This window comes from Coprococcus sp. AF38-1 (assembly GCF_003603945.1).
In the GTDB taxonomy this organism is placed as follows: Bacteria; Bacillota; Clostridia; order Lachnospirales; family Lachnospiraceae; genus Coprococcus; species Coprococcus aceti.
This window is the reverse complement of the sequence record NZ_QVGO01000007.1, coordinates 201,998-223,820: the sequence shown is the minus strand read 5'-3', so window position 1 is coordinate 223,820 and position 21,823 is coordinate 201,998. Positions and strand designations below refer to the sequence as shown.

The window sequence follows — 21,823 nt, the reverse complement described above, 5'->3', positions numbered from 1 at the left end:
TAAAGGAAAGAGAGTAGTTATGCAGGATAACAGAGAGATAACAAATGAAGAAGTCCAGAAGGCTTCGGAGATAATCAATAATTTGCTGAGTTACTATAACAGTAAGGTTGTGGGACAGCCTTATCTGGGATATTCACTTCTGGTTGCAATGATGACAAACGGTCATGTGCTTCTGGAATCCGTTCCGGGACTTGCCAAGACCACTGCTGCCAGGGTTATGACAGAGGCGGTTAATGGATCATTTTCAAGGATCCAGTGTACACCGGATCTTATACCGAGCGACATAATTGGAACCCAGATGTACAACATGGCGACCAATACATTTGAGGATAAGATAGGTCCGGTTTATTCGAACTTTGTACTACTCGATGAGATAAACAGGTCCAGTGCGAAGACACAGAGTGCCATGCTGGAGGCGATGCAGGAGCGAGAGGTCAGTATAGGAGGAAAGACATATAAGCTGCCGGAGGTGTTCGTGGTAATAGCGACCCAGAATCCGATCGAATCTGAGGGTACGTATGTGCTGTCAGAGGCACAGCTTGACAGATTCCTTCTCAAGGAGACTGTGACATATCCAAGCGCAAGGGATGAGATGGAGATACTCAACAGAGTGGAGGCAGGAGTTTTTTCAGACGTGAAGTCCGTTGCCAGCGTTGACGATGTGGTGTATCTTCAGAAGCTGTGCAAGAGGATTTATATAGATCCGGCGATAAAGAAATATATAGTTGATATAGTTCAGGCAACCAGAATGACGGATAAGATACTTGCACCTGAGCTTGCACAGTATGTTGCCATGGGTGCGAGCACAAGAGCGGCTATTGCGTTCATGGAGGTAGCAAAGGCGATCGCACTTATAAATGGGAGAAGATATTGTGTTCCTGATGATGTGAAAGCACTCAGATATTCAGTCCTGAGACACAGGATCATGCTTACATTTGCCGCTGTTGCGGAAGACGTGAAGATTGAGAAGATTATAGATGCCATAATAGGTTCGGTTAAGACGCCGTAGGGGAAGACAGTTAATTATGAAGATGACATATATATCCAGAATACAGGGAAATATGAAGGGATATAAGACCATATATACTACCAAGGCAACGTCGAGGATAATCGATGGTTCGTACAATTCCATCTATAAGGGCAGGAGTATGAACTTTGATGAGCTCAGGGAGTATGTCGTTGGCGATGATATCAAGGACATGGACTGGAAAGCATCTGCCAGGAGCCAGAAGCTTCTGGTCAGACAGTATATCGCCGAGAAGAAGCATAATATAATGCTGGTGATGGATGCCGGAAAACGTATGCTTGGATATGCCAATGATGTTCAGGAGAAGAGTGACGTTGCACTTATGGCGGCGGGAACCCTGGCATATATGGTGTGTGACAATGGAGATTATGTGAGTGCTACTTATGTTTCAGACAGGGGCGTGGAGCACTATCCGTTTAAGACAGGCTTTGCAAATATCGAAAATATTCTTGCGGGTTACCACAGGGACGTTACCATGACTAATGACTCGGATACGGGTGATGCGCTGAGCTTCATTGCGAGAAATTTCAGGAGGAGAATGATCATACTTGTGGTGACGGACACCAGAGGTATCCTGAATATGTCGGAGGCAACTGTAAAGCAGTTAAAGGTACTGCATGATATACTGCTTATAAATGTTGAGGATGCCGGGATGAACGGTAAGAATGTATATGACTTATCCGGTGACACATATATTCCTGAATTTTTTACCAGGGACATGAAGCTGGCAAAGAAGGAAGAGAGGAAAAGGCAGGAGCTTTCAAGTGCCTGTGACGACAAGCTTAAGAAACTTGGTATTTCGTACCTGACGGTCAGGTCTTCTGACAGCATGGATGAAAAGATAGTAGAGCTGCTCAACAAGCACAAGACTGAGAGCTCTGGAAAGTAGTTAAATGGGCTGATGCCCGGAGATAAGAGGAAGAAGATATAAGATATGGAAAGTTCAGTGAATTTGCAGGAGCCGCTTTCGTATGTGGTATGGCCGATCGTGCTGACCGGAGTGATAACAGCCGCAGTGCTGTTGTTCTTTGGTGTCTGCTGGTATCTGAGAAGACGTAGAAAAATGGCGGCGGAGCTGCCGAAGGTGGTGAAGCCTGCGCCTATGGATATGGGTAGAGTGAAGACCAGATATCTGTCAGAACTGGCGGATATTGCGGGACAGTATGATCAGGGAAAACTTGATGTAAGAGGTGCATATCAGCGTATGAGCCGTTGTATCAGGGGATTTGTTCATGCTGCAACCGGCATAAGGGTTCAGAATTACACTCTGTATGATATAGAAAGATTAAACATGCCGGAGCTGTACTATCTTGTGGCTGAGTATTATGCGCCGGAATTTGCAAGAAAGTCCGATGGTGATGTGAGGGCTTCCCTTGAGAAGACAAGGAGTTTGATTGAGAGATGGCAATAAAATATCATATTGTTCTATATGCAGGCCTGGCTATTGCGCTGTTTATGCTGGTATTTGTGTTTGTGAAATACAAAAAGACAAAGGAATATGCCGGAGGGAAAAAGATCGCAGGGCTCATATGCCAGGAAGATGAGGCATATTTCAGGAAAAGAAAAATATTATATAAGACCGGGCTTACAGCCACGCTCATATGCTGCGTACTGGTTGTCGTATCGGCATTCCTGCTCATGGCAAAACCATATACGAGCAGGCGTATGCAGGATGAAAAGTATTGTAGGGACATCATTCTGTGTATCGACATATCAACATCCGTGGATTATCTCAACGAGAATCTGCTGGACAAGCTGAAGAAAACAGTTGATGAGCTTCAGGGCGAACGTTTTGGAATCGTGATATTTAACACAAGTCCGGTGCTGCTTACTCCGCTCACGGATGATTATGAGTATGTGAAGGATCAGCTTGATCTGATCGCACAGTGTCTGAAGAGCAGAAATGAAGTGAATCTGGACGATGCATTTTCATCGGGGTACGACTGGATATATTATCAGGCATATATATCATCTGGAACTCTGATCGGAAATGAGCAGAGGGGAAGCTCACTTATAGGGGACGGCCTTGCTGCTGCGGCAATTGATTTTTCGGATGCTGACAAGGAGAGGACAAAGGTGGTAATATTCTCCACTGACAATGATATACAGGGAACACCGGTGGCAACTCTGGATGAGGCGACCGATATATGTGTTTCAAACAATGTCACGGTGTATGGAGTTGGAACAAAGGAGATGACACCGGAAAACAAGGAGTCCATGAAGAATGCGGTGGAGAAGACCGGTGGTAAATTCTATCTTGAGGAGGAATCCGGATCATTTGGAGAGATAGTATCATCGATAGAAAAGCTGAGTAAGAATCTGGTCAAGGTGAGGATGGTGGATGTTGAGACACCTGAGCTGTTATATCCATTTGTATTGATGCTGGTTCTGTTTGCAGGAATGCTGGGACTTGGCCGCTGGCTCAAATTATAAGACGTTACAGGAGAGAATTATGAGAATAGATCCAATTATACCAATCTGGCTTATGCTCATATTGTGCGTTGGCATGGCGTTCCTGAAAAGGCGGAAGAGAAGCGCATATATAAGGCAGATAGCTGCCATCATACTGATATTTCTCATCAATCTGAGGATCATGGTCCCAAGCAGCAACGTGGAGACAAGTGTCCGGAAGCTTGACACATATGTGCTGTTCGTTGTGGATGACACCATAAGCATGCTGGCTCAGGATTATGCTGGGGATACAGAGAGGCTGACGGCGGTGAAGAAAGACTGCGAGCACATAGTTGATGAGATGGACGGTGCTAAATTTGCGGTCATAACCTTCAATAATAGTGCAAATCTGATATCGCCATATTCGGATGATTCAAATTTTGCAAAAAGTGTTCTGGATTCAATATATCCGCTGGATTCGCTATATGCCAGGGGGTCGTCCATGAATGTCTGCATAGATGTGATGACGGATACCCTTAAGCGTGCAAAGGAGAAAAATGATGGAAATGTGGTCGTGTTCTTTATAAGCGATGGTGAAATAACCAATGACGACAGACTCAAGTCATTTGACGGGGCGAAAAAATATATTGATGGAGGCGCAGTGTTGGGGTACGGCACAAAGGAAGGCGGCAACATGTATGTGAAATCATATTACGATGACCGGAAGGAGCTGCTTGAGGACACATCGGACTACCCGTATAAACCAGCGGTGTCGAAGATCGATGAGGATAATCTGAAAAAGATTGCCGATGATCTGGGCGTCGACTATATAAATATGAATGATGGTTCTGCGCTGGATAAGGTTGTGGAGAAGTCACGGGGAACCGCTGAGTCAACGGATAAGGGTAAGACCATAGGATATGTGGATATATATTATCTGTTTGCAGCATTATTTGCAGGACTTGTTGTATATGAATTTTTTGATATGAGAAAGAAAGTCATAAAATGAAAAACAGATCAGGAATAATAAAGATCGTTGCTGCAGTGACCGGAGCTGTCAGCCTGCTGTGTATGGCGGTGCTTCTGGTGAATTATCTGTGCAATGAGCATTTTATAAGTGAATACAAAAATGGACAATATGTGGACAGCACAGTGAACGCCGTGCTTGGCTTTACTCAGCCACATATATACCATTATAATCTTGGTGATGTATATTACAGTCAGGGAGATTACGAGGGCGCCGAGCAGGAGTTTCGTAAGGCACTTGAAAAGAAGCCGGGTGGTGAGTCCGACTGTAAGACAAGGGTCAACCTTGCGCTGTCCATAGTGAAGCAGATAGATCCTGAGGGTGTTACCAAAGAGAATCTGGATGAGGTGATAGACATACTTGAGGGGGCAAAGGACATTCTCATAGAGAATGACTGCGCCCACAGGGATGATGATGATGGACATTACGAGGATGCACAGACTCTGAAGGATGAGATAGATGCCTTTGAGGAACAGCTCAGGAAGCAGACGGAGGAACAGGATCAGAAAGGTGATCAGGATCCAAATGACCAGAAGGATCAGGGCAGTGACGATGAAAACGAAGAGGATACACAGGAGCCTCAGTCTTCTGATAAGGAATCGGAGATACGAAAGCAGCTCGATGCCATCCAGGGAGACAGTCTTGAGCAACGAAATCAGGAGATGGATGCATACGAGACATACAAAAATGAACATGATTATTACGGCGGACGCACTTGGTGATCCTACATTAATAGACATTAAATTCTAAATATAAAACTTGCGCAATATTAAGACGCGGGGTATAATACTGCTAGTTATGGTCATTTGTGGAAAAGTGACCAGAATAAGGAGATAGAATCGAGCAATGGTAAATGAAGAAAAGGTCATTCTAATGACGAAGATCGCCATGTACAAGGAGTCGCTTGGACGTGAGGATCTCGAAAAGGGTAAATATTTTCAAAGTGACTATGTGAAGCTTAACTGTCTTAAGACAATTGTTTCATCTACGGTGCTGTTTGTAGTTTTTGCCGCAGCTTACATATACTATAATCTTGCAGATATAGTTGAGAAGCTCACAGAGCTTGACTATGTGAAGGTGGCGAGCAGCATTGTGGGCGGCTATGCAGTGGTGTGTATTGCATTTGCGCTTTTCGCGTGGGTCTTATATACATACAGATATATGAAGGCAAAGCCAAAACTCATAAAGTATAACCAGAATCTTAAGAAACTGATAGAATTTTATGAGAACGAGGACGGAACACGCCGTTCTGTCAAAAAAAAGAGGAGGGCTAACTGATAATGTCAACACTTCTGGATTTCCGCGATGGAGTAAAGAATTTTTGTAGTAAGTATGATAAATTTGTTTCACCACTGTGTAAGTTTATACTGGCACTTGTTGTGTTCTGGTCAATAAACCATCTCACAGGATATAACAGCACGATAAGCAGTATCGTAGTGGTCCTGGCAGCAGCTTTTGTGTGTGCGTTCCTTTCAGGCCAGCTCACACTTGCCATTGCAGGACTGTACGCATGTGCCCAGGTTGCCAGCGCAAGTCTGGAGCTTGGAATCTCATTTATTGTCATATTTGTGATAATGTATTGTGTATATATAAGATTTTTCCCTAAGGCATCATGGATCATTCTGTTTATGCCATTCTTTTACATTATAAAGTTCCAGTATTTCATGCCGATCCTGGCTGGAATGACAGCTGGATTCACAGGAATGGTTCCTGCAGCATTTGGCTGTATATTCTACTTCTTCCTGAAGCATACTGCTGATTACGTCGCTTTAAGCTCAAGTTCAGCAGAGGGTGATCTGATAGAGGGATACAAGTATATTTTCCAGCATCTGGTACAGGATAAGACACTTCTGCTCACCATAATAGTGTTTGCAGTTGTTATAGTTCTTACATACATAATATATAGAATGTCATTTGCATATTCATGGTACGTTGCCATCATCACAGGCGGTGTGGTAGAGATCATACTGTTCCTGGTTGGAACTTTGTCCATGGAAGTTGAGGTATCCCTTGCGGGGGCTCTGCTTGGATGCATACTGGCGATACTGGTGGCCATAGTGGTTCAGTTCTTCAAGATAGTTGTGGACTACTCAAGTGTTGAGAATACACAGTTTGAGGACGATGACTACTACTACTATGTAAAGGCTGTGCCAAAGGTCATGGGTGGTGCCCAGAGAAAGGCAGCCAGAAGAGAGCAGCCATCGCCAAGACCACAGCAGAAGAGGACGACTTCGTCCGGATCAGGCGCACAGAGAAGCCGGTCTGCGGCAAAGGAAGATTCTGTTACAGGATCAACAAGATAGATACATTGAAAAGAGCTTACATGTGAGTGACCTGACTTTTGTCAGGTCACATTAATTATACGGAGTATTTATATACCGAAAGGAGGATGAAATGGATAAGATATCAACGTTTATATCAACGTATTTTGATTGGTTTTATATAACAGTTCCAGGCACAGTAGATATAATAGAGATACTTATTTTGTCATTCTTTATATACAGGATCATGTTGTGGTTCAAGCAGAGCAGAGCATGGACTCTTCTGAAGGGTATAGTTATGATCGTGCTCTTCACTGCCATTGCGGCGATGTTCCAGTTCAATACGATCTTATATCTGCTTAAGAATGCATTCAGTGTGGGAATAATTGCGGTGGTGATCCTGTTCCAGCCGGAGTTCAGACGAGGACTTGAACAGCTTGGAAGAAAGAAGCTGATCAATTACATTATACGAGATGGCGAGGATGATGGTGTTATATCGGAGAAAACGATATATGAGCTTGTGAAGACGGCCCAGGTCCTGTCTGCAAACCGTACCGGTGCACTCATAGTCATTGAGAATGAAGTTGCACTGGGCGAGTATATTGATACGGGAATACCGATCGATGCGGTCGTGACTAACCAGTTACTTCTCAATATATTTGAGCACAACACACCGCTTCATGATGGTGCGGTGATTATAAGAAAGAACAGGGTGGTTTCTGCCACATGTTATCTGCCACTGTCTGCAAATGACTCCATCAACAAGGAGCTTGGAACACGACACAGAGCCGGTATAGGTATCAGTGAGGTGTCAGACAGTATGACTCTTATCGTATCTGAGGAGACAGGTTCAATATCCATTGCACAGGGAGGCGAGCTCTTCAGGAATCTGGACAGCGAGGGCGTGAGAAGTCATCTTCAGACGCTGTGCAAGGAGTATAACGGAAGAAAGAGCCACAGGTCTTCAGGTGTCCGTCCGGTTAAGCGGAGAAAGAGAGTCGTTGTGGAGAATAAGAATAAAGCTTCCAGAAAGGAGGCTGATGAGAATGAAAAATAACAGCGCAGAGCCTAAGAAAAAGGCAAATAAGATATACAGCAATATAGGTCTTAAGCTTCTGTCGGTTGTGCTTGGATTTCTGGTGTGGCTTCTTGTACTGAATATCGATGATTCAGCCGTGACAAGGACCATAAGGGACATTCCGGTCAATCTGGTAAATACTGACGCCATAACAAGTCAGAATCAGTTGTACACGATAACTTCAGGTGATACCGTGGATATAGTCGTCAAAGGACGTAAATCACTTATAAGTGATCTTGATGCGTCGGATTTCAAGGCTGTAGCGGATATGTCAAAGATATCCATAACAAATGCGGTGCCTATCACTGTAACTGCGAACAGCACCAACATAGCTAAAAAGGTCAGCATAACTGTTGTGGACAACGTGCTGTCAGTTGAACTTGAGGACGAGAAGTCAGTGTCAGTTCCTGTGTCCGTGGTGACAACAGGCGAGGTTGCTTCCGGATATACGGTTGGTAACAGTGTGGCAGCTCCAAACCTCATAACGATAAAGGGTGCTGCAAGTATAGTTTCGAGCATAGATCGTGCAGAGGTGACAGTTGATGTGACCAGTGCAAAGGATGATATAACGACAAACTGTACGCCTGTATTTGTAACCGCTGATGGTGAGAAGGTATCAGACAAGTCGATATCCTACGATGAGATATCGATAGCAGTCACAGTTCCGGTATACAAGACTAAGAATATACCTGTTCATGTGGATGTCACAGGAGATCCTGCGGATGGATATCTTGTATCAGATATAACATATGTACCGGAGACCGTTGATATAGGTGGAGACGCATCGATAATAAAGGATATAACAAGCCTTGATATAACGGATGTTGATGTGAGCGGATGTACAGCAGATGTTGAGACTACACTTGATGTATCAAAGTATCTTCCAGAGGGTGTGGTCGTGACAAAGGAGAGCGCATACATCAATGTGAAGATAGCGATCGAGAAATCAGTTACAAGAAATATAACGGTGACCACAGGGGATATCATCCTGAGGGGCAAGCAGAGTGGATACAGCTATGAGATGAGCATGGGTGATAGCAATACGATAACCGTGAGCGGAATCTCAAGTGCGGTGTCCAAGGTATCGGCCAAGAGCCTGAAGCTGTCCATAGATGCTTCCAAGCTCTCATATGGCGATAATACGATCACGCTCAGTGTCCCTGATGGAGATAAGTACACCGTGGTAAATACGTGTACAGTTATGGTAAAGGTTACTGAGACACAGTAGTCATTGTCTGGAGGTGTATGTATATGGATACAGAAAAGTTGAATGAGCTGAGACAGATGATAGAAGATTCGGATAATATCGTTTTCTTTGGCGGTGCAGGAGTATCGACGGAGAGCGGTATACCAGATTTTAGAAGTGTGGATGGACTGTATAATCAGAAGTATAAGTATCCGCCGGAAACTATAATCAGCCACAGCTTTTACAGACGTAACCCGGAGGAATTTTACAGATTCTATAAGGACAAGATGATATTTGCTGATGCAAAGCCGAACAAGGCTCATATAAAGCTGGCGGAGCTTGAGAAACAGGGAAAGCTCAAGGCGGTGATAACGCAGAATATCGACGGACTTCACCAGATGGCAGGTAGCAGGAATGTCATAGAACTCCATGGTTCTGTTCATAGAAATTACTGTGAGAAATGCCATGCTTTCTATGACCTGGATTATATAGTCAATTCGGATGGTGTGCCTAAGTGTGAAAAGTGCGGAGGCACTGTAAAACCGGATGTGGTGCTGTATGAGGAGGCACTTGATGAGGATAATATGTCGAGGGCACTCCAGTATATATCCGAGGCGGATACGATGATAATCGGTGGTACATCGCTTGTTGTGTATCCGGCAGCAGGACTTATCAGATATTTCAGGGGGCGGAAACTGGTGGTTATAAATATGTCCCCGACACAGTCGGATGCAAATGCCGATCTTCTTATTGCGGATAAGATCGGTGATGTACTTGGCAGTCTGTAATAACGATAAAAAGGCATGGAGAAGGCATGCCTGATATAAATACGATATGGAGGGCGATTTATGTATTTTGAGAAATCCAAAGGTTTCCCGAAAGATTTTCTGTGGGGCAGTGCATCTGCCGCATATCAGGTTGAGGGAGCATGGAATGAGGATGGGAAAGGTCCATCCAACTGGGATGAGTTCGTGAGGATTCCTGGCAAGACATTCAAGGCAACTACCGGAGATAAGGCCGTGGATCACTACCACAGATATAAGGAAGATGTGGCACTTATGGCTGAGATGGGACTTAAGACTTACAGATTCTCAATATCCTGGCCGAGAATAATACCTGACGGCAACGGTGAGGTCAATGAGAAGGGACTCCGGTTCTATGATGATCTTATCAACGAGCTTGTAAAGAATAATATAGTTCCTATGGTGACCGTGTACCACTGGGATATGCCGCAGGCACTTGAGGAGCAGTATCACGGATGGGAGAGCAGGCGAATAGTCGATGATTTCGTCAGATATGCAAAGGTTCTGTTTGAGAGATACAGTGACAGGGTGAAACACTGGATAATCATGAATGAGCAGAATGTATTTACAGGTCTTGGCTGGAATGCAGGGATGCACCCACCAGGAAAGGTTGATGACCAGAAGATGTTCTATCAGGTAAACCATCATGCATTTATGGCACACGCCAAGAGTGTTATTGCACTCAAGGAGATCTGCCCGGATGCTAAGGTCGGTTCATCCTTCGCATACACACCGTCATACGCATTTGACAGAAAGCCTGAAAATGCGATGGCGAAGATGGATTATGATGATCTGAACAACTTCTACTGGATGGATATGTATGCCTATGGCCGTTATCCAAGGGCTGCCGCTGCTTACCTCAAGAGCAAGGATCTAACTCCGGTTATGGAGGACGGTGACGAGGATATCCTCAGGAAGGCTGCAGGTCTCATAGATTTCATGGGTGTAAACTATTATCAGTCATGCGTTGTCGAGCACAACCCGATAGACGGAGTGGGAACGACTCACGAGATGAACACGACCGGCAAGAAGGGCACGGCAAAGGTGCAGGGCGTTCCGGGGCTCTACAAGAATCCTGCAAATGAATTCCTACCTACGACAGACTGGGATTGGACCATCGATCCGATGGGACTTCGCATGTGCTGCAGACAGATAACATCGAGATATGATCTTCCTATAGTCATATCTGAGAATGGCCTTGGCGCATTTGACAAGTTTGAGGATGGGGAGATCCATGATCCGTACAGGATAGATTACCTGAAACATCACATAGAGGAGCTCAAGAAAGCGTGTGATGATGGCTGCCGTGTCCTGGCATACTGCACATGGTCTTACACAGATCTTCTCAGCTGGCTCAACGGATATCAGAAGAGATACGGATTTGTGTATGTGGACAGAGAAGAGGACGAGAACAGTGGAACTCTGAACAGATACAAGAAGGATTCTTATTATTGGTACAAACATGTTATAGAGACCAATGGTGAGGAGCTGTGATAATAGAATAATATCAGAACAGGGAGAACCGGCACATAAGTGCTGGTTCTTTTTCGTACTAAAGTTATGCATTTAGTCATTTAATTTTTAAAACTAGCCGTTTGGCTAGTTTACTAAAAGCCCCAGTGTATTATAATTATTTGTTATGTTGATGGCAATATCTGGCAGTAACTGCCAGGAATTAAAGACAGGAGGAAAGGGATAATTATGAAATTAAAGAAATTGGTAACTGGGTTGATTATGGCATGTATATTTGCTGTAGTGATTATTGCGGGAAAGAACTCTGTGAAGGTGCAGGCCGCGGATGGGGATGTGGCAATTGTGACGGATGGCAATGGCGATGAGATCGGATCATATGCTACACTGGCTGATGCATTTGCAGCCGCACAGAATGGCTATACAATATGTATAATTAGTGATATATATGATCCTTCGGCTTCTATAGGATACAATGATGGTGAACATAATAAACATATCATTATAGATCTCAACGGTAAAAGTGTCACTTTGCAGATGATGAATTTTGATTATTCGTTATACGTGAAAAACGGAACATTAAATTGCGGTATCACAAATGGAAGTGTTGGATTTACTAATGCTATGCTGACTTTGTCAAATGTCAAATTCATTACGGATAGTATCAACTGGATGACAAAAGATGGAATCTGTCTGAATAATGGCTCAAATGTGACGCTCAACGGTTCACAGTGTTGGTTTGAAAAACTTGAGATGGATACAGACTGTGTATTTACGGTACAGAACAGTGACGGACTTAGCAACTTTGGGCATATTGCAGATGGATTTGACGGTGTGAAGGAGTTTGTACCAGAGGGACTTTCTGTAGAAGGAACGACAATCATTGATGATGAGACAGGAGCCAAGGCTAAGGATTTTATTCTCCGTTACCGCAGCTTGTCGGATGATGCAGATGTCGCTGTCAGCATTGCTCCAAAATCGTATGTGTATGATGGAAAAGAAAAGAAACCTGCGGTTACGGTTTCTTATGGCGGAAAGACTCTGACAGAGGGAAAAAGTTACTCATGTGTATATGCGGATAATATTGATGCGGGAACAGCTACAGTTACTATCAAGGGTGAGAATACCATGCATGGACAGATCGTGGAAGAGTTCACAATAGATAAGGCAAAGCAGAAGGCACCTACAGGTTTGGTCGCAACGGCAGAAACTGTGGATGGGAAAAATGATGGTCAGATATCTAATCTGAAGATGTCAATGGAATATAGTGTTGACAAGAAAAAATGGTTGGATTGTGAAAGCACGGTACTTAAGAAACTTGCAGATGGAAATTATTATGTGAGATATAAGGAGACCAAAAATTATTATGCATCTCCTGCTGCAAAGGTAGTGGTAAAGAAGGGGAATGTACCAGTAACAAATGAACCGACTACAAATGAACCAACTACAAATGAACCTTCAACTGAAAAACCAACGTCAAGTGAGCAGACGACAGAGAAGGTAACAACAGAGAGACAGACAACCGATGAGAAAACTAACGTGACCGCAACAGAGAATACAACTGTAGCAGACTCAAAAAAGGAGTCAGGTGCTCCAAATACCGGAGATGACGTAAATGTGGCATTGATGCTCATAGTCATGATGACATGTTTATTAGGGGCTGCCGGGGTGGTAGTTTACCGTAGAGAGAAATAATTTAAAATAATAAAAAAAATGTTAGCACTCAGTATTGACGAGTGCTAACAAGTGTGTTATATTATCATCAGACAGGGAAGTGATATTAAGGTATCAGTTCCCTGAAAGTTTAGTTTAGGAGGTAAACAGCTATGGAGATGGATAAATACACACGTAAATCGTTGGAAGTTGTAGAGAAAGCAAAAGAAAAAGCTCTGGAGTACGACAATCAGGAACTTACGCAGATGCACCTTTTGGCTGGCTTGCTTGAGATAGATGACAGTTTGATAGCCAAGATATTTGAGAAGATGGGCGTGAATGTTACTGGTGCCGTGAATGCGGTGGAGGATAAGCTGGCAAGGTTGCCGAAGGTCAGCGGTGGCAATATGTATGCCGGAAATAACTTCTCAAAGGCTCTCATCCAGGCAGAGAAGGAAGCAAAGCAGATGGGCGACACATATGTGTCTGTTGAGCATTTGTTCCTCGGCATGGTGGATAAGGCTGATTCGGATATCAAGGAGCTTCTTAAAGGCTGGGGAGTTAGCAGGAATGCATTCCTCAAGGAGCTGGCAGAAATCAGAGGTAACCACAAGGTGGACAGCGATGATCCGGAGAGCTCATATGAGGCTATGGAGAAGTTCGGATATGATCTGGTCGAGAGGGCAAGACAGCAGAAACTTGACCCGGTAATAGGACGTGACGCTGAGATACGAAATGTGATCAGGATCCTGTCAAGGAAGACAAAGAACAATCCGGTGCTTATCGGTGAGCCTGGTGTAGGTAAGACTGCGGTTGTAGAGGGACTTGCACAGAGGATACTCAGAGGTGATGTGCCAGAGGGACTTAAGAACAAGAAGATATTTGCACTTGATATGGGAGCTCTTGTGGCCGGGGCCAAGTACAGAGGTGAATTTGAAGAGAGACTTAAGAATGTCCTTGATGAGGTTAAGAAGTCTGAGGGTGAAGTGATTATGTTCATCGATGAGCTTCACACTATCGTCGGAGCAGGCAAGACTGATGGTGCAATGGATGCGGGAAACATGCTTAAGCCTATGCTTGCAAGGGGTGAGCTGCACTGTATAGGTGCCACAACACTGAACGAGTACAGACAGTATATAGAGAAGGATGCGGCTCTTGAGAGACGTTTCCAGCCGGTTATGGTGGATGAGCCAACCGTTGAAGATACAATATCTATCCTTCGAGGAATCAAGGAGAGGTACGAGGTGTTCCATGGAGTTAAGATATCAGATGGTGCCCTTGTAAGCGCAGCGGTTCTTTCCAACAGATATATAACAGACAGATTCCTGCCGGATAAGGCAATAGATCTTGTTGACGAGGCGTGTGCCATGATCAAGACAGAGCTTGATTCAATGCCTGTTGAAGTGGATGAGATCACACGTAAGATAATGCAGCTGGAGATTGAGGAGACAGCCCTTAAGAAGGAGGAGGATAATCTGTCAAAGCAGAGACTGGCAGACCTTCAGGCTGAACTGGCAGAACTCAAGGATCAGGCAAATTCCCTGAAAGCAAAGTGGGAGAATGAAAAGGCTGCAGTTGAGAAGATAAGAACACTCAAGGAAGAGATGGAGCAGGTCAAGGCCGATATACAGGCTGCTCAGAGAAACTATGACCTGAACAAGGCAGCAGAGCTTCAGTATGGTAAGCTTCCTGCTATCCAGAAGGAACTTGCAGAGGCTGAGTCTACAGCTTCAGATAAGGAGAGGGAGCTTGTCCATGAGGTAGTTTCAGAAGATGAGATATCGAAGATCGTATCCAAGTGGACAGGAATTCCTGTTGCAAAGCTTACTGAGAGCGAGAAGAGCAAGACCCTCAATCTTGCCAGCGAACTTAAGAAGAGAGTTGTAGGTCAGGATGAAGCCGTTGACTATGTCAGCGATGCGATCATCAGATCAAAGGCGGGAATAAAGGATCCTAGCAAACCGATAGGTTCATTTATCTTCCTTGGACCAACCGGTGTTGGTAAGACAGAGCTTGCAAAAAGTCTTGCAGCGGCATTGTTTGACAATGAGCAGAACATGGTTCGTATTGATATGAGTGAATACATGGAAAAGCACAGTGTGTCAAGACTTATAGGAGCGCCTCCGGGATATGTAGGTTATGATGAAGGCGGTCAGCTGACAGAGGCTGTTCGTAGAAAGCCATATTCGGTTGTCCTCTTTGATGAGATAGAGAAGGCACATCCGGATGTGTTCAATGTGCTCCTTCAGGTGCTTGATGATGGACGTATCACGGATTCTCAGGGCAGAACTGTGGACTTCAAGAATACGATCATTATCATGACATCAAATATCGGTGGTGCGGATATCGCAGCTGCCGGCGGAGAGATCACAGATGAACTGAAGAATGACGTAATGGCTCAGCTTAAGAGCAGATTCAGACCTGAGTTCCTGAACCGTATCGATGAGATCATCACATTCAGGGCACTGTCTAAGGACAACATCAGTGGTATAGTTGATCTTCTCATGGCAGATCTCAACAGCAGACTGGCAGACAGGGAGATCACTATCAAACTTACGGAGAGTGCAAAGCAGCACATCATCGATCAGGGATATGATCAGGTGTATGGTGCAAGACCGCTCAAGAGATATCTGCAGAAGAATGTGGAGACACTGGTTGCAAAGATGATACTTGCGGGCAGCGTAAGCACACAGTCAGCCATAGTCATCGATTATGATGGAACGGCTCTTGTGGCAGGAAATGAGAGATAAAATAATACAGGTCATACAGAGAAGGGCGCAGGAGTATTACTCCTGCGCCCTTCTCTGTATTCACAAAAAGTGAAATTAATGGTATAATTGGCGCTGGTGAAAAATGTTCGGTATATTATTTGAAATTTACATGAGGAGGGCAGAGAGTGAGTACAGAGAATGTAAGCTTAAAAAAGATAGATCTTGGCGATTATGTTTTTCTGGCGAGACCATGTGTGGCTGTTTCGGAGGAGGCTGTGAAGCACTTGGCAGAAAGGGCTGTGCAGGGAAAACTGGAATTTATCGGAGTGTTTGATGACAGAATGGATGACAGTGTCCAGCGGGAAGTGGTTATGAGCCTGGCATCGTCTCCTGAGATATCGATAGCGATACGGCATGTGTGCGCGGGGCTTTACAGCAGAAGCTTTCTGAACACATACTGCGACGGAGTGGAGGCACATCAGCAGGGGCTGTTTCCTGATCTGTATATATTGTGGATGGCATTTGCACATGCTGATAGGGCGATGTTTGCAGCCTGTGACATGTGTGACAGAGTTGAGATAGACACAGTGTGGATAGACGATGTGGATGCGGCGTACACGGTCAATATAACCTACGACCGCATAAAGGATCATCTCATGCAGGACTGGTCTGTGTGGGAGAAATGGAAGGGATATTACACGCTTCAAAGATGGAGATGTTACTATGAGATGCTTCACTGGATGACAGAGGATGCGGGCTGGCAGTTTGCGGAGCGCATGGCTGTGGACTTCCACAGGAGCATGGAGCTTGATGAGCTTGACCAGGAACTGTTCAGCCAGGAGGAGAAGACCGGACTCTATGTCCTTGCAAAGGATCCGGGATTCCTCAAGAGATATTATCTCGGTAAGGCAGTCTACAGTAAAAAGATATTTGACCTTAACAATGAACTGGGACGACGCGCTGAAGAGCTGGATGCGAGTCACAGAGAAGCAGATGAACTCAGAAGAGAGATGGAAGCTCAGCGGATCAACTATGAGACATCAACCACGTTCCGTGTGGGCAAGGCTGTGATGTTTGTTCCGGTGACACTGAAGAAGGCTGTAAAGAAGCTTTTGCATAGAAACTAACAGATGAGATGGAGGGGGTGTATCAGTGATTGATGTATCGATTGTGTTGACAGTATACAATGCGGAGAGTTACATAGAGGGATGTCTGGACATGATAACCGGACAGACCCTTAGAAATATACAGATAATATGCGTTGACGATGGATCCACCGATAATTCGTCGCAGATCATAGAACAGTATGCGCAGAAGGATGACAGGATCGTACTTATAAGAGAGAAGAATGCCGGAGCGGGTGCGGCAAGAAACCGCGGAATGCAGGAGGCAACAGGAAAATATATACTGTTTCTCGACTGCGACGATTTATACGAGCCTGAGATGGTAGAGAAGGCTTTCCGCAGAGCCGAGGAGGAGCAGGCGGAGATAGTCATCTACAAATCAGACCAGTACAACATGGATACTGAGGAGTATGTATATGAGAAGTGGGCCATGATAGAGTGGGCACTTCCACCGTATGAGCCGTTTAACCGCAGACAGATATCCACAAATATATTCAGAGCATTTGTGGGATGGGCGTGGGATAAGCTGTATCTCAGGGAATTTGTGATGAAGAATGATCTGAAATTCCAGGAGCAGAGAACCACAAATGATGCGCTGTTCGTGTTCAGCGCGCTGGTGCTGGCGGAGCGCATATGTACAGTAAGTGAGATACTCATCCACAGAAGAGTGGATACCCGGGATTCGCTGTCCAAGACCAGAGAGAAGTCGTGGGATAACTTCTATCACATGCTGCTGGCACTCAGACAGATGCTGAAGGATCACGGTCTGTACACAGAGATAGAGAAGGACTATATAAATTACGCTCTTCACTTCAGCCTGTGGAACTACAACACGCTGGCGGAGCCGACAAAGACAAAGCTCAGAGAGAAGCTTCTCGGCGAATGGTATGACGAGCTTGGAATATCCGCAAGACCTGAGGAATATTTTTATGATGAGTACGAGTATGGCCAGTACAAGGACATGTTAAATTTTACTGTTGAAAAACAGTGATATATATGAGTATAATAGGAACAAATTTTTGATGGAGGTAAATTCGATGTTCAGTTTTGACGAGATAACAAAGGTAGATCCAGAAGTAGCGGCAGCAATGACAGACGAGTTCAACAGACAGAATAACAATCTGGAGCTCATAGCTTCCGAGAATATAGTATCAAAGGCGGTTATGGCAGCCATGGGCAGCCATCTCACCAACAAGTATGCAGAGGGATATCCTGGTAAGAGATATTACGGTGGATGTCAGTATGTGGATGTTGTTGAGGACCTTGCGAGAGAGAGAGCCAAGGAGCTGTTTGGCTGTGAGTATGTGAATGTACAGCCACACTCAGGAGCACAGGCAAACATGGCAGTATTCTTCGCAATACTTAATCCTGGCGATACATTTATGGGAATGAATCTTGATCACGGCGGACATCTCACCCACGGTTCACCGGTCAACATGTCTGGAAAGTATTTCCACTGCGTGCCATACGGTGTAAACGATGACGGATTTATAGATTATGACAGAGTTCTCGAGATCGCAAAGGAGTGCAAGCCAAAGCTTATCGTAGCAGGAGCTTCAGCATATGCCAGAGCTATTGATTTCAAGAGATTCAGAGAGATCGCTGATGAGGTTGGAGCATATCTTATGGTCGATATGGCTCACATCGCCGGACTTGTGGCAGCAGGACTTCACATGAGCCCAATCCCATATGCCCATGTGACAACAACCACAACACACAAGACTCTCCGCGGACCTCGTGGTGGTATGATCATGTGCAGCAACGAGATAAATGAGAAGTTCAATTTCAACAAGGCAGTATTCCCAGGAATCCAGGGCGGTCCTCTCATGCATGTGATAGCCGGTAAGGCAGTATGCTTCAAGGAGGCTCTTACACCTGAGTTCAAGGCATATCAGGAGCAGGTTGTCAAGAATGCGGCAGCACTTGCAAAGGCACTCATGGCAAGAGGATTTGATATTGTATCAGGCGGAACAGACAATCATCTGATGCTCATGGATCTCAAGAGACTTGGACTTACAGGTAAGGAAGTTGAGAAGCTTCTTGACGAGGTTCATATCACAGCAAACAAGAACACTGTTCCAAACGACCCTAAGTCACCATTTGTAACAAGTGGAATAAGACTTGGTACACCAGCCGTTACCACAAGAGGTGCAAATGAGGCTGACATGGAGATCATAGCAGACGCCATAAAGGCAGCAGTCCTTGACAATGATAAGGCAAAGGCTGAGCAGCTTGTAAAGAGCATTGTAGAGAAGTATCCACTGTATGCATAATCGATAAGAAATATTGATGCATTGCAGTTCGTCAGGCATATAAGATAAGAACAAGAGCGGCACGGAAGTTTCCGTGCCGCTTTTTGAGAACATGAACATGAAAAGTAACAGTAAAGTTAAGAAAAAATTACTCATAGCAGCCGTGGCTGTTCTGGCTATAGTTGTGGCGGTGATCCTGGTATGTGCGGCATATCTTCATGCGGGCAGAAGCTCCCTCAGAGGACAAAGATCCAGGGATGCTGAAATGCTGTATGAAGGTCACAGCTACATGTATGATGAAGACAACATTAATATACTGTGTATCGGTGTGGATGCCAGAGGAGAGGCTGACACCGTGGGACAGGGGGATGCCCTGATACTTGTCACACTCAATGTCAGGGACAAGACGATAAGATGCCTGAATATCAACAGGGATACTCTGGCACCTGTCAAGGTATTTGGTGTTGCGGGCAAATATATCACGACCCAGAATCTTCAGGCAGCACTGGCATTTTCATATGGCAGTGATGTGGCTGACGGTGCGGAACTCACGGAATATACGGTATCAGAACTGCTTGACGGACTTCCGATACATGCATATGTGACGCTTGACTTTGATGGGATCAGCAAGATGAACGAGCTTGTCGGCGGAGTGACGGTGAAAGCCATGGAGGATCTGGACAGAGCAGATATACGCCAGGGCGAGACAGTGACACTGTCGGGGGAGCAGGCGGTATATTATGTGACGGAGCGCAACAGTGCCTCGGAGGATATAGGAACAAATGCCGCCCGTATGGACAGGCAGAAGCAGTACATGTGTGCATGGTGCGGCCTGCTAAAGGAAAAGCTTAAGAGAAATCCCCTGAAAATATGGGATATGTATGAACAGATGTCGGGATATATATCAACAGACATATCCAGAACCGGGATGCTGTATCTGGCGTGGAAATTTGCCGGGGCGGAGTTTACTGATGACGGAATGTATGAGCTCCCGGGTTCATATGAGAGAGAGAATTATTATGATGAATATATTGTTGACGATGCGGCGTTAAAGGAGCAGCTTGTCGAAATGTTCTACAGAGAAGTGGAGTAATGCCTGTATGCAGAACGATGATAGACAGGAAGAATTAGAAAGAAAAATTGCAGAGGCGGTGGCGCTCGCGCAATCCGTTGTCGAGGACAATGAGCGGGAAAGTCACGCAGAAAATGGAAATACCGACAGTCCTGAGACAGAGGCAGTGGTGACCGAACCGGGAGGAGAGCGTAAGAAGCTCTTATGGAAGGTAGTCTTGGGGGTATCATCGGTGGTTTTGCTGGTGTGCATCTGCCTGATCGTGAGATATGCGTTTGCACATAACCGGAGCAACCGTGCAAACCGGGCACTCAGGGAGTATGTGGATTATGGAACAGATGGAGCTACGGAGAGCTATGCCTCGTCCAAGCAGGATGCAGGAATTGATGATGTGATATTCCCGCATGTGAAGGTGGACTTTGATGAACTTCAGAAAAAGAATCAGGATATATGTGCGTGGATATACATACCTGGAACAGATGTCGATTATGCGGTACTGCAGGGCAGTGACAACAGCTATTATCTGAGCCATGATGCATATGGGGAGTACAGCCCTGATGGAGCAATCTTCATAGACTCTGCAAATTCCAGAGAATTTTCGGATTTTGATACGGTCATGTATGGACACAACATGTCCAGTGGAACTATGTTCAAGACTCTGCACAATTATGAGGATGAGGAATTCCTCAGAAACAACAGGAATGTGTATGTATACACACCAAACAGTACGCTGTGTTATACGGTGTTTGCTGCATACAGGACAAATGACAGACATATATTCACATACAATGATTTCTCTGACAAAAAAGGCAGACGGTCGTACATAGATGGAATATTTGACGAGAATTTTGATACTGGGGTTGTGCAAAATGACCAAAAAATAGATGTTGACAGCAGACTGCTGACTCTTTCTACATGTTGTGGAATGGATGGAAAAAGATGGATCGTGCAGTCGGTACTCACAGGGGAAATAGAAGCGGATGCCAGATAAAAAAGGGAGTTTTGCACAATTGACGCTCTCTTTTTATGATGGTATACTTTGGAACAAAGTATGATGTCAGGAGAAGGACATCAGGGAGACAAGGAGTGAAGGTTATGACAACAAGATTGGGGAAGGCAGCTTCATTTAAGAGAAAAGTGGCAGCCTGGCTTGCAGCGGTGGCGATAACATTAGGCTGCGGAACTACGGCATTTGCGAATAACAGCCCGGAGAATGATTATGAGACAGATTCGACACACATTCTCATATCCGAGGCGGATACAACTATAGCGGATATTGACAATCTCATGCTTGGAGATGCACCATCGGAGGTGCTTGGAGATAAATCATTGGATGGATATTCAACTCTTGCAGTGTTCTCAGTTACAGCGGTGAATGATTATGATTATTCTGAGATAGAGACGACAAAGATCAGAGGAGCGGCTATCACCAGTGATATGACAGTTCAGGTGAGATTTCTTCCGGATGACGGAGACTGGACCAAGATTCCATTCAGCGTAGAGAGCGGAGTTCTTCTGGCAGAATTCCCATCGGATGGACAGCTTGCAGTGTTTGTCAAGGATGACATAGATATACCGGATGATGATGATCCTCAGACTGCGGGTGTATCACAGGCAGGAAAGGCACCACAGACAGGAGACAGACTTCCAATATACATATTTACCGGAATCGTAGCGGCGGCACTTGTGGTTGTATCAGTGAGAAAGATAAGAAAATAATATATAGTGTATATAAAAAAAGAACTTTTGCATATATATGTGCAAAAGT

General features: G+C 44.9%; 20 protein-coding genes. All 20 read left to right on the top strand.

Going from position 1 to position 21,823, the window contains the following annotated elements:
- The first annotated feature begins 19 nt into the window (after positions 1–19).
- Complete coding sequence (locus DW025_RS12015; RefSeq protein ID WP_015533980.1) at positions 20–1,009, top strand: AAA family ATPase; 990 nt, start codon at positions 20–22, stop codon at positions 1,007–1,009.
- A 16-nt stretch (positions 1,010–1,025) separates the two neighbouring features.
- Positions 1,026–1,916 carry a DUF58 domain-containing protein gene (locus DW025_RS12010; RefSeq protein ID WP_120000065.1) on the top strand — a complete coding sequence of 297 codons (891 nt, stop codon included), beginning with the start codon at positions 1,026–1,028 and terminating at the stop codon, positions 1,914–1,916.
- A gap of 45 nt (positions 1,917–1,961) precedes the next feature.
- Positions 1,962–2,438, top strand: a complete 477-nt coding sequence (locus tag DW025_RS12005; RefSeq protein ID WP_117549381.1) for a hypothetical protein — start codon at positions 1,962–1,964, stop codon at positions 2,436–2,438.
- The gene (locus tag DW025_RS12000) at positions 2,429–3,460 is read left to right on the top strand and encodes a VWA domain-containing protein (RefSeq protein ID WP_117549379.1); all 1,032 of its coding nucleotides are present in this window, start codon (positions 2,429–2,431) and stop codon (positions 3,458–3,460) included. The genes DW025_RS12005 and DW025_RS12000 overlap by 10 nt, the downstream gene beginning before the upstream one ends.
- A gap of 19 nt (positions 3,461–3,479) precedes the next feature.
- On the top strand, positions 3,480–4,427 hold the full coding sequence (locus DW025_RS11995) for a vWA domain-containing protein (RefSeq protein ID WP_015533976.1): 948 nt from the start codon (positions 3,480–3,482) through the stop codon (positions 4,425–4,427).
- Entirely contained in the window at positions 4,424–5,167 is a 744-nt protein-coding gene (locus DW025_RS11990; protein ID WP_117549377.1) for a tetratricopeptide repeat protein, read from the top strand. The genes DW025_RS11995 and DW025_RS11990 overlap by 4 nt, the downstream gene beginning before the upstream one ends.
- 124 nt (positions 5,168–5,291) lie before the next feature.
- Complete coding sequence (locus DW025_RS11985; RefSeq protein WP_015533974.1) at positions 5,292–5,723, top strand: hypothetical protein; 432 nt, start codon at positions 5,292–5,294, stop codon at positions 5,721–5,723.
- Between the two features lie 2 nt (positions 5,724–5,725).
- Entirely contained in the window at positions 5,726–6,748 is a 1,023-nt protein-coding gene (locus tag DW025_RS11980) for a hypothetical protein (RefSeq protein WP_117549375.1), read from the top strand.
- Between the two features lie 91 nt (positions 6,749–6,839).
- Positions 6,840–7,763, top strand: coding sequence for a diadenylate cyclase CdaA (gene cdaA / locus DW025_RS11975; protein WP_117549373.1), 924 nt, complete (start codon positions 6,840–6,842; stop codon positions 7,761–7,763).
- Positions 7,753–9,012, top strand: a complete 1,260-nt coding sequence (locus DW025_RS11970) for a CdaR family protein (RefSeq protein ID WP_158547583.1) — start codon at positions 7,753–7,755, stop codon at positions 9,010–9,012. The genes cdaA and DW025_RS11970 overlap by 11 nt, the downstream gene beginning before the upstream one ends.
- Positions 9,013–9,035: 23 nt before the next feature.
- Entirely contained in the window at positions 9,036–9,758 is a 723-nt protein-coding gene (locus DW025_RS11965) for an NAD-dependent protein deacylase (RefSeq protein WP_118758255.1), read from the top strand.
- 60 nt (positions 9,759–9,818) lie between these two features.
- Positions 9,819–11,267, top strand: coding sequence for a glycoside hydrolase family 1 protein (locus DW025_RS11960; RefSeq protein ID WP_120000063.1), 1,449 nt, complete (start codon positions 9,819–9,821; stop codon positions 11,265–11,267).
- Between the two features lie 207 nt (positions 11,268–11,474).
- The gene (locus tag DW025_RS11955) at positions 11,475–12,938 is read left to right on the top strand and encodes an LPXTG cell wall anchor domain-containing protein (protein WP_120000061.1); all 1,464 of its coding nucleotides are present in this window, start codon (positions 11,475–11,477) and stop codon (positions 12,936–12,938) included.
- 131 nt (positions 12,939–13,069) lie between these two features.
- Positions 13,070–15,646 carry an ATP-dependent chaperone ClpB gene (gene clpB, locus DW025_RS11950; RefSeq protein WP_117875423.1) on the top strand — a complete coding sequence of 859 codons (2,577 nt, stop codon included), beginning with the start codon at positions 13,070–13,072 and terminating at the stop codon, positions 15,644–15,646.
- 146 nt (positions 15,647–15,792) lie between these two features.
- Positions 15,793–16,734, top strand: a complete 942-nt coding sequence (locus tag DW025_RS11945) for a hypothetical protein (protein WP_120000059.1) — start codon at positions 15,793–15,795, stop codon at positions 16,732–16,734.
- 25 nt (positions 16,735–16,759) lie between these two features.
- Positions 16,760–17,722 (top strand): glycosyltransferase family 2 protein, encoded by a 963-nt coding sequence (locus tag DW025_RS11940; RefSeq protein ID WP_117875425.1) that lies wholly within the window; start codon positions 16,760–16,762, stop codon positions 17,720–17,722.
- Between the two features lie 46 nt (positions 17,723–17,768).
- Positions 17,769–19,004, top strand: a complete 1,236-nt coding sequence (glyA, locus tag DW025_RS11935; RefSeq protein WP_015533968.1) for a serine hydroxymethyltransferase — start codon at positions 17,769–17,771, stop codon at positions 19,002–19,004.
- Between the two features lie 97 nt (positions 19,005–19,101).
- Positions 19,102–20,076, top strand: a complete 975-nt coding sequence (locus tag DW025_RS11930) for an LCP family protein (RefSeq protein ID WP_158547582.1) — start codon at positions 19,102–19,104, stop codon at positions 20,074–20,076.
- Between the two features lie 7 nt (positions 20,077–20,083).
- Positions 20,084–21,046 carry a class B sortase gene (srtB, locus tag DW025_RS11925; RefSeq protein WP_120000057.1) on the top strand — a complete coding sequence of 321 codons (963 nt, stop codon included), beginning with the start codon at positions 20,084–20,086 and terminating at the stop codon, positions 21,044–21,046.
- A gap of 104 nt (positions 21,047–21,150) precedes the next feature.
- Positions 21,151–21,774, top strand: a complete 624-nt coding sequence (locus tag DW025_RS11920) for a hypothetical protein (RefSeq protein WP_120000077.1) — start codon at positions 21,151–21,153, stop codon at positions 21,772–21,774.
- Positions 21,775–21,823 lie beyond the last annotated feature (49 nt).